Below are 17,032 nucleotides of genomic sequence, written 5' to 3'. Positions count from 1 at the left end.
GCTGGTTCAACCATGGGAATTCCTCTATCTCGCTTCTTCGATGCCAGGCGTCACGATCGTGCTCGACTCGGCGTCGCCGAGTTCGGCGAGCCAGTGCCGTATCTCGTCCGCCGCCGCGGACGACGCCGCTCCGATGATCGAGAAATGGTCCGCCTCGATTTCGACCGTCTTGCCGGCGTGCAGCCACGCGGGCACCAGTTCGGCGATATCATCCAGCCCGGGCAGCGGTGTCGATGCCCGCAGATCGAACGTCGGCGCGGTGATCGACACGGGTTGCCGTTCGTCGAATATCTGCGCGTACTTCGCCATGGCGACCAAGCCATGATCACCGATCTCGGTGACCTCGTGGTCCAGGTCGAGCACGGAGCCGACCGCACTCGCGAGGACCCGATGGTTGTGCTCAGCATCGTCGGGCGAATAGGAGTCGAGCAAGATCACCCCCGCAGGCCCGCGCCCGCTCCGCTCGAGGCGATGTGCCAGCGCCTGCGCGATCACACCGCCCGCCGAATAGCCGACGAGAACGATCGGCTGCCGGTCGCCGACCTCTGCCACGGCCATCGCCAGACAGTCCAGCAACGCATCCCATGAGCCGGGCAGCGGTTCCCCAGGCTGGGTCCCGGGAAGGCGCAGCGCGGCAATCGTGCGGTCGGCACCGAGCTCGCGCGCCAGCCGACCGAACTGATGCGGTCCGGTACCGACCACGAACGACGGCACGCAGATCAGCGTGGGCCGGGATGTGCCCCTGCTCAATGGGATGAGAGTCGGCCGCACGAGCACCTCATCGGCGGTCGCGAACGTGTCGGCGAGCTTGGCGCTCTCCAGTAGCAGCGGTATCGCGGCGCCGACTCGACCGCGCCGGTGCGCTGCCAGAACCAGATCGGTGAGCCCACCCCGGATCCCGGAATCCATACGCGGCACGGTGTGTGTGCCCACCGTGGTGTGCATGGTTTCGGCTATCCGGGCGGAAAGATAGTCGGCCAGTGCCCGAGCGGTGGGGTGATCGAAGACAACGGCGGAAGGCAGCGACAAACCGGTGGACTTGGCGAGCCGGTTTCGGAACTCGACTCCCGCCAGCGAATCGAAACCCAACTCGGTGAACGGAGCCCCTGGATCGATCGCCTCGGCGGAGGCGTGCCCCAATACCGCGGCTGCCTGCTCACGCACCACCGCCAGCGCGACCTCATCGCGCTCGCCGACCGACGCCGACGCCAGCCGCCTCACCAGCGACCCGCTGTCCCCACGCGCGGGCTCCGGCACCGACACCAGCGAACTGAGCACCGTAGGCAGCACACCCATCTCCGCTTGCTCCGCCAATCCCGCCGCATCGAATTCGGCACCGACCACCAGGGCTGAGTCCGCGACCATTGCCGCGTCGAACATCGACAGCCCGGTCGCCTTGCCGAGCGGGCGAACGCCCAACCGCCGCAATCGCATCAATCCGGCCGCACCCAGGTCTCCGGTCATCCCGCTGCTCGCGTTCCACGGGCCCCAGGCCACCGACACACCCGGCATGCCCGCCGCCCGCCGGAGTTCAACCAGTGCGTCGGCGAACGCATTCGCCGCAGCGTAATTGCCTTGTCCCGGCGAACCGGTCACCCCGGCGACCGACGTGAACACTACGAACGCGGAGAGATCTGAATCGCCGGTCAATTCGTGCAACAACCACGCCCCGTCCGCTTTCGGACGGAACACCCGATCCACTTGCCCAGCGGTCAAGGTCTCGACGGTGCCGTCATCCACTACGCCCGCCGCATGGACGATTCCGGACAACGGGAATTCCGACGGGATTTCCGCCAGTACCGCCTCGAGGCCATCCCGATCCGCCACATCGCACGCCGCCACGTCGATCACGGCGTCAAGCGCCGACAGCTCCGCGACCAACTCTGCTACGCCCTCGGCGTCGCGGCCCCGCCGCGATACCAGCAACATCCGGCGCACTCCGTGTTCTGTCACCAAATGCCGCGCCACGAGCGCACCCAACCCGCCGGTGCCCCCGGTCACCATCACCGTCCCCGCCCCGAACGACATGCCGGCCGGAACCGGCTGTGTCGAGGCGCGACCGCTCGTATCGCTGAGTGCTGACCGCCGGCGCAACCGCGGCGCCAGCAAGCGACCATTTCGTACCGCCACTTGGGGCTCTCTGGTGGCCATGACCGCCGACACCATCCCGGCGTCGATCTCGCTGTCGTGATCGAGGAGCACGATTCGGCCAGGGTGCTCCGCTTGCGCGCTGCGCAGCAACCCCGCCGCCGCCGCGGAGACCAGATCGGGCGACTCCCCTGACAGGCCTGACGCGTTCCGCGTCACCACGATCAGCCGTGTCTCGGCGAGCCGCGATTCCGACAGCCACGACCGCAGCAGCTCCAGGGTCTCTTGCACGATCCGCCGACTTGCCTGTGCGAGATTCCCGACGCCCGATTCGTCGCCGTCGATCACCCAGACGACTGATCCAGCACGGTCATCGGCAGCCGCCAGTTCGCGCACGCCGGCGAACCGATGATCGATCCCCGTCACGCTCCCGGCGCCGAGCACCGCCATCGATTCCACCGGCCCGGCAGGCCCTGGGGTCACCGGCACCCACTCGATGCCATACAGCGACGACGAATCACCACCCGGACGAATGCGGTCCACTGTGCGCCGCTCGACGGGATGCACCACCACGGAGTCCGCGCTCACCACCAGTTCGCCGAACTCATCTACCACATCCATCCGAATCCGATGGCTGCCGAGCAGCGCGGCGCGAAGTCGGACCGGCCGAGAACCTGTCCGCGACAACCGCACACCGCTGAAGGACACCGGCAACGGAACCCGGCCCGCGGGGACGTCCTCCATGATGAAGTCGACCCCAGGATGCAGGCACGCGTCGAACAACGCCGGATGGATCCCGAACCCTGTCGCCTGCCCAGCCGTCGCCTCGTCCAACGACACCTCGGCGAACATCTCCTCCCCTCGCCGCCACACCGTGCGCACACCACGGAACGCCGGACCGTATTCCATTCCCAAACTGGCGATCCGTCGATACAGAGCCTGCACATCGAGTTCCTCCGCACCCGCGGGCGGCCATACCGGCTCATCCCATTTCGACGCGGTGCCCGCTGTCGAGAGGGGAGCCAGCACACCACGAGCGTGCGGTACCCACGCGTCGGCACCCTCGATTCGCTCGGCCCTGGAATAGATCGTGAAGCGTCGTCGCCCATCCGGTTCGGCCCCCCCGACGCCGACCTGCAGATCGACAGCGCGGTCCCCGATGCCCAGCGGAATGTCCAGCAGCAGTTCCTCGACGATTTCCACACCCAGCCGCGCACCAATCACCGATGCCAACTCCAGATATGTCGTCGCTGGCACCACCACGGTCCCGAACACGACATGATCGGCGATCCACCGATGACGGGCGTCCGACAGCTTTCCGGTGAACAGCCACTCGTCCTTGCCTGCCACCGGCACCGCATCGATCAGGATCGGATGCTCGACATTGCCCACCGCAATCGAACGGGGCGTGTCCAGCCAATAACGCTGACGCTGGAAGGCGTAGGACGGCAACGGAACTCGAGCAACAGAGCTGCCCGCGAAGAACGACCCCCAGTCCACGTCCATCCCGGCCATGTGAAGCTGAGCCAGAAACGTCACGAACCAGGCCGCCTCGTCGAACCCGCGCCGACCCGCCGGTGACACCAGCCATCCGGCCGTGTCATCGCCGTCGTCGCTCAGGCATTGGTGGGTCATGGCCGTCAGCACAGCATCGGGTCCTACTTCGAGGATTCGGCGAACACCCAGGTCGGCGAGCGACCGGATTGCGGGTGCGAACCGCACCGCGGCACGAACCTGTCCGACCCAGTACGCGGAATCGGTGTACGCGTCGCCCACGGCGCCGGTCGTATTCGACACGATCGGCAGCAGCGGCTCCCGGTAGGTCATCTTGCCGGCGACCGCGCTGAACTCGGCCAGCATCGGGTCCATGCGCGCGGAATGAAACGCATGGCTCGTCCGCAACCGCGACGTCTTGACTCCCTCGTCGGACAACCGCCGCTGTGCCTCCGCTACGGCGTCCGCGTCACCGGACAACACCACCGAGGACAGACCGTTCACGGCCGCCACCGACAACCGATCCCCGTATGCCGCCGCGATCTCGACGGCGCGCTGCTCGGTTACGGCTGCTGCGAGCATTGCGCCGCCCTCCGGCAACGCCCCCATCAACCGACCCCGCGCCGCCACCAACACACACGCATCCGCAAGTGACCACACCCCCGCCACATACGCCGCCACCAGCTCACCGATCGAATGCCCAACCAACACATCCGGAGCGATCCCGAACGACTCCACCAACCGGAACAACGCCACCTCGAACGCGAACAACGCCGGCTGCGTGAACTCCGTCCGATCCAACACCCCCACCGGATCAGCGAACATCACTTCCCGCAGCGACCTGCCCAACAGCGGATCGAACTCCGCACACACCTCATCCAATGCCGCCGCGAAAACCGGAAATGCCCGATAGAGTCCCGCCCCCATCCCCATCCGCTGTGCACCCTGACCCGTGAACAGAAACGCTGTTCGACCTTTGACCGGCACACCGGACACCACCGACGACGACACCGACCCTGACGCCAGATCCGCCAACCCAGCCAGCAACTGCTCCCGATCGCGGCCGACCACCGCGCCACGCCAGTCCAACTGCGCACGTGTGCCGACCAACGAACGCGCGACGGCGCGCGCATCAGCATCAGTACGCTCGATCAGCCATGTCCGCAACCGAGCCGCCTGGGCCCGCAAGGCTGCCTCGGATTTCGCCGACACCAGCCAGGCCACCGGATCATCAGCCGCGGACGCGGGCGCGGGGGCCTCTGGCGACGACTCTTCCTGCCGCGCGAGCGTCGGCGCTTCCTCCAAGATCACGTGCGCATTGGTGCCACTGATCCCGAACGACGACACCCCGGCCCGGCGCACCCGCTTCCCCGCAGGCCAGGGTTCCGCCGCGGTCAGCACCCGCACCGACCCCGCCGACCAATCCACATGTGGCGAGAGCGCATCCACATGCAACGTCTTCGGCAACATCTCATGCCGCAACGCCTGCACGACCTTGATCACGCCCCCGACACCCGAAGCCGCGACCGTGTGCCCGATGTTCGACTTCAACGACCCGATCCTCAGTGGCTCCGCACGCCCTTGCCCGTACGCGGAGATCAATGCCTGCGCCTCGATCGGATCACCCAGCGGCGTGCCTGTGCCGTGCGCCTCCACCGCGTCCACATCAGTCGGATCCAGCCCAGCCGCCGCCAGTGCCGCCGCGATCACGCGCTCCTGCGACGGACCGTTCGGCGCGGTCAAACCGTTGCTGGCACCGTCCTGATTCACCGCCGAACCTCGAACAACAGCCAGCACATCGTGATTCAACCGCCGCGCATCCGACAACCGCTCCAACACCAGCACACCCACACCCTCGGCCCACCCCACACCGTCCGCCGAGGCCGCGAACGCTTTGCACCGCCCATCGGGCGACAAACCCCTCTGGCGCGCAAAGTCCACGTACAGCTCCGGGCTACCCGAGATCGAGACACCGGCTGCCAGCGCAAGCGACGTCTCGCCCTGGCGTAGCGCCTGGGCCGCCAGATGCAGCGCCACCAGTGAGGACGAGCATGCGGTGTCCACCGTCATCGCCGGTCCCTGCAAGCCGAACACGTAGGCGACACGGCCGGAGATCACGCTGTCCGAATTGCCGGTCATCCGAAAACCTTCGTGTTCGCCGACCACCCGCTCGACATACCCGGACGGAGTCGCACCGACGAACACACCGGTATCGCCGCCGCGCAGCGATACCGGATCGATACCCGCGTCTTCCAAGGCCTCCCACGCGGCCTCCAGCATCAGCCGCTGCTGCGGATCCATTGCCCTCGCCTCGCGGGGGCTGATGCCGAAGAAACCGGCGTCGAAAGCGCCCGCGTCGGTCAAGAATCCGCCTTCCCGGACGTACGTGGTTCCGGGCTTGTCCGGGTCCGGGTGGAACAGCCGCTCGAGGTCCCAGCCCCGATCCGAGGGGAATGGTGTGATCGCATCCCTGCCGGACGCCACCAAATCCCACAGCTGGTCCGCGGATCCGACGCCGCCGGGATAACGACAGCTCATCCCGACGATGGCGATCGGCTCGTCGGTCCGTACTCGGCGCACGATCTTCGTCGTGCGTCGTTCGGCGCCGGGCGAGTCCCCGAGCTTGGAGACAATGAACGTCGCCACGGCCTTGGCAGTTGGATAGTCGAAGACCAGGGTGGACGGCAGTTGCAATCCCGTGGCCTTCGCGAGCCGATTACGGAACTCGACACCGGCCAACGAGTCGAAACCCAGTTCCGTGAACGGAATCTCCGCACTGATCATGTCCCCCGACTCGTGTCCGAGGCTGGCGGCGACGTGATTCCGAACAACGCCGAGCACGACGTCCGCGCGGTCGGAGTCGGGTGTGACAGCCAGCCGCTGCGCCAACGACGTCACGCTTGCGGACCGTTGCGGCACGGTGACCAGGGAGCTGAGCGTTCTGGGCAGTGCTCCGGAGGCCGCCTGTACGGTGAGTGCCGCCGTGTCGAAACGCACGCCCACAATCGTCGAGAGACCGGCGGACACGGCGGTTTCGAGCAGCGACATCCCGTAGGAGTCGTCGAGGGGGATCAGACCTTCCCGTCGAATTCGCGCGAAGTCCGCCTCCGTGAGGGTGCTCGTCATACCGCTGGTACCGCGCCAGGGCCCCCACGCAACGGAGGTCGCGGGCAGACCGATGCGGTGCCGATGCTGGGCCAGGGCGTCGAGGAATGTGTTCGCCGCCGCGTAGTTGGCCTGGCCCGGGCTCCCGATCGTGCCCGCGATCGAGGAGTAGAGCACGAACATCGACAGATCGAGATCCTTCGTGGCCTCGTGCAGATTCCATGCCGCGTCGACCTTGGGCCGCAACACTGTCGCCAACTGCCGCGGGGTCAGGTCGGCGAGCAGACCGTCGGCCAGTACGCCCGCTGCGTGGACAACGCCGGTCAGCGGATACTCCGCCGGGATCGCCGCCAGCAGCCCGTCGAGCGCCACCCGGTCGGCCACGTCGCAGACGACTACGTCCACCTGTGCGCCGAGCGCGGTCAGTTCGGCCGCGAGATCGGCGATACCTGGCGCGGTCAGGCCGCGCCTACCTGCCAGCAGCAGCCTCCGCACGCCGTGCTCGACGACAAGATGCCGAGCCGCCACCGCCCCAAGCCCGCCGGTGCCGCCGGTGATCAACACCGTGCCATCGGACCGGACCCACGACGCGATGGTGGGTTCGTTTTTGCCGGTGTCTCGACCGCGACGGCTCAACCGCGGCGCATACGGCACGCCACCGCGCAGTGCCACCTGAGATTCGTCCGTGATGCCCAAAGCCGCGACGACGCCGTCGCGGTAGTCGTCCCAGCGGTCGACGTCGACGATCGTGATCCGGCCAGGGTTCTCGTTCTGGCCGCTCCGCAGCAGACCCCACACTGCCGCGCCGGCAAGATCCACCGGTTCACCGGCGTTGACAGCGACCGCATGCCTGGTCACCACGACGACCGATTCGTGCCGTGCCAGGAGTTCGGTCACCCGCGCCGCCGCATCGACAAGCCGGTCGTGAACCGAACCCGGCACGTCCGCATCCGCAGGAATGCCCTCGAGTCGAATGACGGCAAGCGACCTATCGCCGACCGTCACTGTCTCGCACTCGTCGGTGCTCACCCATTGCTCATCCGCTGTTCGATCGCCCGTGCCGAAATCACCGCGCTTCGGCACGGGCAACGAGACCCAGCGGAGTTGGTAGATCTCGCGGCCCGCGACGGCAGCACCGGAAGCGCCCAGCGTCCCGATCGGGATCGGACGCATGGTCAATGCCGAGACGTGACAGACCGGCACCCCGCCGGAGTCGGTGAGCGTCGCCGTGATCCGCTGATTGTCGTCTCCGGGAGAGCTCGACTCGGCCGCGGCCAACCGGACCCGCACCGACCTGGCTCCGACGGCGTGCATATCCACGTTCTCCCACGAATAGGGCACACGGATCTCGCCCGCACCGGGCGGCTCGATCAATCCGGATACGGCTACCGCATGCAGTGCCGCATCCAACAACGCCGGGTGTATCCCGAACCGGTCCGACGAGTGCTCCAGCTCCGGTAGATTCGCCTCCGCGAACACCTCGTCGCCACGCCGCCACAGCGCGGTCAATCCTTGGAACCACGGCCCGTGCGCGTAGCCGCGTGCGGCCAGATCCGTGTAGATATCGCCGATATCCACCGGCAGGGCTCCGACCGGTGGCCAACTCTCCGTCATCACCGCCTGTCCGATCTCGGACGACGGTGATTGCGCGACAAGAGTTCCCGTCGCATGGCGAACCCACTCCGCATGCCCCGGCCCGCTGTCACGTTGCGGGCGCGAATACACCGACACAACCCGTGCGCCCGCATCATCGTGCCCGGTCGCCATCACCCGCAGCTCGACCGCGCCGTCCGGCGGCACGGCCAGTGGCGCAGTCACCACCAGATCGGCCAGTCGCGGACTATCGGTCATCGCCCCGACGTGCAGCGCCAACTCGACGAACGCCGTGCCGGGCAGCAGCACCGTCCCGCCGATCACGTGATCGGCAACCCACGGCTGACTCGACAACGACAACCGGCCCGTCAGCACGACCCCCGCGGAGTCCGGCAGCCAGACGGCCGCACTCAACAGCGGATGCTCCACGACGTCCAGGCCCGAGGCCCGGACATCTCCCGCGCCTACGGCATCCAGCCAAAAACGTTGACGCTGAAAGGCATAGGTTGGCAACGAGACCCGCATCGGATCCCGGCCCGCGAACAACGGCGCCCAGTCCACGTCTATCCCCGCGTTGTGTGCGTGCGCGAGGAACGCCAGGAAGTGCGTCACCTCATCGACACCGCGCCGGCTCGCCGCCGCCACGACGGACCGGGACCCGACCTCTTCGGGCAGGCACTGCCGGGTCATCGCTGTCAGCACCGCATCGGGGCCGACCTCGAAGAACTTTCGGACACCCAGGTCCACCAGCGTGTCGACCCCCGGCGCGTAGCGGACGGTGTCGCGGACGTGACCGGCCCAGTACAGGGAGTCGGCGAGCGCCTCGCCTCCGACGACACCGAACACGTTCGACACCACCGGCAACAGCGGGCTCCCGTACTCCAGGCCGGCGGCCATCGCCTCGAATTCCGGCAGCATCGGTTCCATCAATGCCGAGTGGAACGCGTGGCTGACCCGCAGCCGCGACGTCTTGATCCCCTCCCCGGCCAGCGCTGTTTCCAGCTCGGCGACGGCCGCTTCGGTACCGGAGATCACGATCGCCGCGGGCCCGTTCACCGCCGCGATAGACAGTCGGCCGCGATGTCCGGCGATGGCGGCGGCGGCCCGCTCCTCGGAGATCGCGGCGGCCAGCATGGCGCCCCTGGCCGGCAACGCGCCCATCAGCCTGCCGCGCGCGGCCACCACAGCGCACGCGTGGGCGGCCGACCACATCCCCGCCACATACGCGGCGACCAGTTCCCCGATCGAGTGCCCGATGAGCACATCCGGGGTGATCCCGAAGGACTCGATCAGCCGCACCATCGCCGCCTCGTAGGCGAACAACGCGGGCTGGGTGTACTCCGTGCGGTGCAGGAGATCCACGCCCGCGGCACCGAAGACGATGTCCTTCAGCGATATTCCGGGCGCCGGGAATTCCAGCAGGCCGTCGAACTCGGCGCACAGTTCGTCGAACGCCGACGCGAAGACCGGGAACGCCGCGTACAGCCCGGCGCCCATACCGACCCGCTGCGCCCCCTGCCCGGTGAACAAGAACGCGATCCTCCCGCCGACGGGGCGGCCCTCGGCCGCTCCCGGCGACGCCGCACCGATCGCCAGATCCGCCAGCCCGGCCAGCATCGCCTCGCGGTCACCCGCGACCACCACCGCGCGCCGATCGAATCGGGCCCGCGTCGTCAGTAGCGAATGGGCCACGTCCACTGGGTCGGCGTCGGGCCGGGCCTCGATCCACTCGTGCAATCGAGCCGCCTGTGCTCGCAGCCCCGTCTCGGTTTTCGCCGAAATCAGCAGTGGAATCCCCGGCGCGGCGGGCGGCGTGCCGACCGATTTCCGCGCCGACGCGCTCTGCGGGGCCGAAGGCGCTTCCTCCACGATGACATGGGCATTCGTGCCACTGATCCCGAACGCGGACACACCGGCCCGGCGCACTCGCTCGACCGAGCCCGACCAGGGCCGCTGTTCGGTCAGCAACCGCACTGCCCCCGCCGACCAGTCCACGTGCGGCGATGGAGCGTCCACATGCAACGTCTTCGGCAGCATCTCGTGCCGCAACGCCTGCACCATCTTGATCACGCCACCGATGCCGGCGGCGGCCTGGGCATGCCCGATATTCGACTTCAACGACCCCACCCACAGCGGCTCGGTACGGCCCTGCCCGTAGGCGGCCATCAGCGCCTGCGCTTCGATCGGGTCACCCAGCGGTGTGCCCGTGCCGTGGGCCTCCACCGCGTCCACGTCCTCGGGAGCCAGCCCGGCGCCGGCCAGCGCCGCCGCGATCACCCGTTCCTGCGACGGACCGTTCGGGGCGGTGAGACCGTTCGACGCCCCGTCTTGATTCACCGCCGAACCCCGGATGACCGCGAGCACGTCGTGACCCAGCCGGCGCGCGTCCGACAGCCGCTCCAGCACCAGCACACCCACGCCTTCGGCCCAGCCGACACCATCGGCGGAAGCCGAGAAGGCTTTGCACCGTCCGTCCCGCGAAAGCCCACGCTGCCGCGAGAACTCGACGAACATGAACGGTGTCGACATCACCTGGGCGCCACTGGCCAGCACCAGCGAACTCTCCCCTTGGCGCAGCGCCTGACAAGCCAGATGGATAGCCACCAGCGAGGAGGAGCAGGCGGTGTCGACCGTGACGGCTGGGCCCTCGAATCCGAATGTGTAGGCCACGCGACCGGACAGCACGCTACTCGTCGACCCGGTACCGATATAGCCTTCGGTCACCGGACCCGCGGCCTTGGCGATCTCCTCATAGTCCTGATACGAGACCCCGGTGAACACGCCGGTGTCACTGCCCCGCAGTGACGACGGATCGATACCGGCGTGCTCCAGGGCTTCCCACGAAACCTCCAGCAGCAACCGTTGCTGTGGATCCATCGCGGCCGCCTCGCGCGGACCGATCCCGAAGAAGCCCGCGTCGAAATCCGCCATGCCGGAGAGGAACCCACCTCGGTCCAGATAGGAGGTTCCCGGGTGGTCGGGGTCGGGATCGAACAGCCGCTCGAGATCCCAGCCGCGATCGGCGGGGAACTCGCCGATCGCGTCCGCGCCGGAAGCCACCAGCTCCCACAGGCCATCCGGCGAGGCGATACCGCCCGGATACCGGCAGCTCATCCCGACGATCGCGATCGGCTCATCGGTCCGGATCCGGCGCGCCATCCGCGCGGGCCGCCCCGCCTCGGTCTCCGTCGCCTCGCCCACCCGCGAGTGCACGAATGCCGCCACCGCCGCGGCGGTCGGGTGATCGAAGACCAGCGTCGACGGCAGTTGTAGGCCGGTGGCCGCGGCCAGCCGGTTGCGGAACTCGACCCCCGCCAGAGAGTCGAACCCGATCTCGCTGAACGGCGCGGTGGGGTCGATGGCATCGCCGGAGATGTGCCCGAGCACGCCTGCGACCTGCTCGCGTACGACGTCCAGCACAATTGCCGCGCGCTCCGGCGCCGGGGCCGCGGCCAGCCGGCGCGCCAACGTCGCGCCCGTGTCGGCGGCCCGCCGCACCGGCACCGGGACGATCGAGTGCAGTATTCGCGGCAGGGCGCCTTCGCGCGCTTGGACTGCCAGGGCCTCGGTGTCGAACTCGGTCGCGACGACGACGGGCACCGGCGCGGCAACCGCGCGATCGAACAACTCCAAACCATCGGCCGTCTCCAGCGGCCGCACGCCCAGCCGGCCCATCCGTGCCAGCGCAGCGTCCTCCAGGCCGCTGGTCATGCCGCTGCTCTGGTTCCACGATCCCCACGCGATCGATACCGCGGGCAGGCCCGACGCCCGGCGCTCGGACGCAAGCGCGTCCAGAAACGCGTTCGCCGCGGCGTAGTTGCCTTGGCCGGGCGCGCCAACCACACCGGCGACGGACGAGAACAGGACGAAGGCGGAGAGTTCCCGATCACAGGTCAGCTCGTGTAGATGCCATGCGGCGTCCGCCTTCGACGCCAGCACCCGGTCGAGCCGGTCGGCGGACATGTTCTCGATGGTGGCGTCGTCCAGAACGCCCGCGGAATGGATCACCGCACTCGGCGCGAAGTCGCCGGGCAGTTCGGCGAGCAGCGCCTCCAGCGCGGCACGGTCGCTGACATCGCAGGCCGCCACCCGCACCTGCGCGCCCGCATCAGTGAGTTCGCTGACCAGCGCGGCCACCCCGTCTGCGCGGTCACCCCGGCGTGACACCAGCACCAGGCGTCGCACACCGTGCGCCGCGACGACGTGGCGGGCGACCTCGGCCCCCAGACCGCTTGTGCCACCGGTGAGCAGAACCGCGCCTGCTCCGAACACCTCGGCCTCGACCGTCACCGCCGCGTGCTGTCTGCGCAGCCGCGGGACCCGCAGCGCACCGCCGCGCCAGGCCAGCCGCGGCTCGTCCGAGCGCGCCGCCGCTGTGATGGCCTCGATTGTCGGATCCTGCCCCGTGGCAGCGTCGAGCAGCACGAACCGGCCCGGATATTCGGCCTGGGCACTGCGGACCAGCCCGCCCACCGCGGCACCCGCCACGTCCGAAGTTTCACCCGGCAACTCGAGGGAGTCTCTGGTCAGGATCACCAGCCGGGTATCGCGCAGGCGTTCCTCGGCTTGCCACGCCTGCAACAACTCCAGCGCCGACCGCACCCAGAGATGTGTCCGTGAAGGCGTATCGCCGACGACCCGACCGTCCCCGCCCGGCGACCAGACGGCGATCTCGGGCGGCGTGTGGTCGCCGAGAAGATCGGCCGGTTCCGCAACTCGGCGAGCGGTTTCCGCGACACGCGCGTCACCGAGCAGCGCGACCGTCGCGGCCATCCCGCCCGCGACCGCGGGCACCTGCACCCATTCGAGATCCGACAGGGATGCACGGCGACGGGTTCCACGGTCGAGCGCCTTGGCATCCACGGGGCGCGCGGTGAGCGCTTCGATGCTCAGCACGGGCGCACCGGTGTCGTCGAGGGCGGCCACCCGGATTCGTCCGGCTCCGGACCGTTCCAGACGCACTCGGACGGCGGTCGCCCCGCCGCGGTACAGCCGCACCCCGGCGAACGAGAACGGCAGCGGCAGCCTGCCTGCGGGCATTTCCTGCGCGAGCTCGGTGATCGCGGCATGGAATGAGGCGTCCAGCAGGGCGGGATGGATCCCGAAAGCCGGTGCGGGCTCGCCGGATCCGGTCGGGACCGCCACTTCGGCGAACACGTCGTCGCCGTCGCGCCAAGCCGACGTCACGCCCTGGAACATCGGACCGTAATCGAACCCCAGGTGCGCCAACTGGTCGTACAGGCTGTCGACCGGCACCGGTTCGGCCTCCGTCGGCGGCCATTGCGCACCCTCCGCCGAGATCGGCCATGCCGATTCGACCCACGCAGGCACACGCTCCGCTACGGGGGCGAGGACTCCGTTGGCATGCGGCACCCACTCCCCCGCATCCGCATCTCCGTTCCCGACCGCGCGTGAATGGATAACAAACCGGCGCGCACCCGCCTCGTCGGCGGGTCCGGCGGTCAACTGGATATCGATCGCGGCGTCGTCGGTGAGCGGCAGCGGCGCTGCCAGCAACAGTTCGTCGACGAACTCGGTGCCGAGCCGGGCACCAGCGGTCAGCGCCATTTCCACGAAGGCGGTGCCCGGTAGCAGCACCGACCCGAAGGCGACGTGGTCGGCCAGCCACGGGTGCGTCCGCAACGACAGTCGGCCGGTGAACAGCCATTCGTCCCGCCCCGCCAACGGCACGGCGCCGGTGAGCATCGGATGGTCCGATGAGTTGAGCGACGCCTCGATCCCGAGTGGTTCCAACCAGTACCGCTGGCGTTGGAACGCGTACGTAGGCAACGACACGCGGGCCGGTGTCCGGCCCGCGAACAGCGGGCGCCAGTCGACCTCGACACCGGCGATGTGGGCTTGCGCGAGCATAGTGACGTATTGCGTCACCTCGTCGGCCGAACGACGGGACGCTGCGGCCACGATCGATTCGGCCTCGGCCTCGGGGTGTCCGGCCAGGCATCGCCGCGCCGTCGCCGCCAGCACCGCGTCGGGGCCGACCTCGACGAAGCGGCGGACCCCGGCGGCCACCAGAGCGTCCACCCCCGCCGCGAACCGTACGCAACCGCGCAGTTGCTCGACCCAGTAGTCCGGATCGATTAGCGTGTCTTCCGCGAACACGCCAGAGACATTGGACACCACAGCGACCGTGGCCTTCCGGTACGTCAATCGCTGCGCGATGGCGCGGAATTCGGCCAGCATCGGATCCATCCGCGCGGAATGGAACGCATGGCTGACGCGCAGCCGCGAGGTCTTGACCCCTTCGTCGGACAGCTGGCGCTCGACCTGCCCGACGGCGCCCTCGTCGCCGGAGAACACCACCGACAACGGCCCGTTCACGGCCGCCACCGACAACCGGTCCCCTAAGTCAGCCGTGATCTCGACGGCTCGCTGTTCGGTCACCGCCGCGGCGAGCATGGCGCCGCCTTCGGGCAGCGCCCCCATCAGCCGCCCCCGCGCCGCCACCAACGCACACGCGTCAGCCGTCGACCACACACCCGCGACATACGCCGCGACCAACTCACCGATCGAATGGCCGATCAGCACATCCGGGACGACTCCGAACGACTCCATGAGCCGGAACAACGCCGCTTCGTAGGCGAACAGCGCAAGCTGGGTGTACTCGGTGCGGTGTAACAGATCCTCGCCCGCCGCCCCCAGAACAACGTCCTTCAACGAAATCCCGGACCCCAGCGCGCGATCGAACTCGGCACACAATTCGTCGAACGCCGCCGCGAACACCGGGAACGCTGCGTACAACTCCGCCCCCATACCGACACGCTGCGCACCCTGACCGGTGAACATGAACGCCGTCTTCCCCGGTCCCGCCACACCTTCGAGCACGCCGCCGGAGGCACCGGTCGCCAGGTCCGCCAACCCGGCCAGCAAGTGCTCCCGATCGCGGCCGACGACGACGGCGCGCCGGTTCCAGTGCGCCCTCGTCTCTATCAGCGCGGCCGCCACGCTCCACGAGTCGGCCTCCGGATGCTCGAGCAGCCACCCGTGCAATCGCTGCGCCTGGGCACGAAGCGCCTCGTCGGTTTTCGCCGACACCAGTAACGGAACGACGTTTGCGGCGCAGGCTGGGCCGCCGTCGCTGTCCGCCGTGCCGTCGTCGGAGACCGCTGGGCCAGGTGCTTCCTCCACGATGACGTGCGCGTTCGTCCCACTGATCCCGAACGACGACACACCCGCCCGACGCACCCGCTCCCCCGCGGGCCAGGGCTCCGCCTCGGTCAACAACCGCACCGAACCCGCCGACCAATCCACATGCGGCGACGGAGCGTCCACATGCAGCGTCTTCGGCAACATCCCGTGCCGCAGCGCCTGCACCATCTTGATCACACCGCCCACACCGGCCGCTGCCTGCGAATGGCCGATATTCGATTTCAGGGAACCGATCCGCAAAGGTTCGTCCCGCTGCTGTCCGTAAGCGGCGATGAGCGCCTGCGCCTCGATCGGATCACCCAGTGACGTCCCCGTCCCGTGCGCCTCCACAACGTCCACATCCGCCGCGGCCAACCCCGCGGCCGCCAGTGCCGCCGCGATCACACGTTCCTGCGACGGACCATTGGGAGCGGTCAAACCATTGCTCGCCCCATCCTGATTCAGCGCCGAACCCCGGATCACCGCCAGCACCTCGTGACCCGACCGCCGGGCATCCGACAAACGCTCCAGCACCAGCACACCCACGCCCTCGGCCCAGCCCACCCCGTCGGCCGAGGCCGCGAACGCCTTACAGCGACCGTCTCGCGACAACCCCCGCTGCCGGGAGAACTCGATGAACAGGAACGGCGTCGACATCACCGTGACACCGCCGGCCAGCACGAGCGACGTCTCACCACGACGCAACGCCTGGCAGGCCAGGTGGATGGCCACCAGCGACGACGAGCATGCTGTGTCCACCGACACGGCGGGGCCTTCCAGCCCCAGCGTGTAGGCCACCCGGCCGGACACCACGCTGCCCGTCGAACCGATACCCGCATAGCCCTCCGCGGTCGGTCCGGCTGCCCTGGCGGTGTGCTCGTAGTCCTCGTACATCACACCGGCGAACACGCCGGTATCGGTGCCATGCAGGGAGGTCGGGGCGATACCGGCGTTCTCCAAGGCCTCCCAGGAAGCCTCCAGCAGCAGCCGCTGTTGCGGGTCCGTCGCCGCCGCTTCCCGAGGTCCGATGCCGAAGAAACCCGCATCGAAATCACCGGCATTACGCAGGAAGCCGCCCTCTCGCGTGTACACCTTTCCGAACCGGTCCGGGTCCGGGTCGAACAGCCCCTCGAGGTCCCAGCCCCGGTCCGGCGGGAACTCGCCGACGGCGTCCACCTCCGCCGCGACCAGATCCCACAACTGCTCCGGCGACCCGACACCGCCCGGATAACGGCAGCTCATCCCGACGATCGCGATCGGCTCGTCGATCTTCTCCCGCAACCGGGTCAGGTCGTCGCGAGTCGTCATGAGCTCGACGGTGACCTTCTTCAAGTACTCCAACATGCGGTCGGACGAGTCACCAGCGCTTGAGTCCACGTTTCACATCCCGGGTATCGCAGGGTCGACAAAGAAACCCGGCGCGCGAACAGCGCGGCGCGGGTTGGTGAGAACTACCGCGTCGTTCGGTCAGGTATCGGTGACGAAGTGGCCGGTCGAGGCGCAGGCGAGCAGCCCGATACCGCACACGCCAGGGCCGTGGCCCTGGGACCGGCTCGGAAGAAGAAGCCCGCATCGGCCGACGCGACCCGGGATCCGGCGGCGCCGG

1 protein-coding gene is annotated in these 17,032 nt (G+C 68.7%); it reads right to left on the bottom strand.

Translation table 11 applies throughout. The features are described 5' to 3' along the window. Positions 1–24: 24 nt before the first annotated feature. A complete protein-coding gene (locus tag K8O92_24950) occupies positions 25–16,803 on the bottom strand; it encodes an SDR family NAD(P)-dependent oxidoreductase (GenBank protein ID UAK31075.1) in 16,779 nt (5,592 codons plus the stop codon). Positions 16,804–17,032: the final 229 nt, after the last annotated feature.

Source organism: Nocardia asteroides, from assembly GCA_019930625.1.
Classification (GTDB): domain Bacteria; phylum Actinomycetota; class Actinomycetes; order Mycobacteriales; family Mycobacteriaceae; genus Nocardia; species Nocardia sputi.
This window is presented reverse-complemented; position numbering and strand designations above follow the sequence as displayed.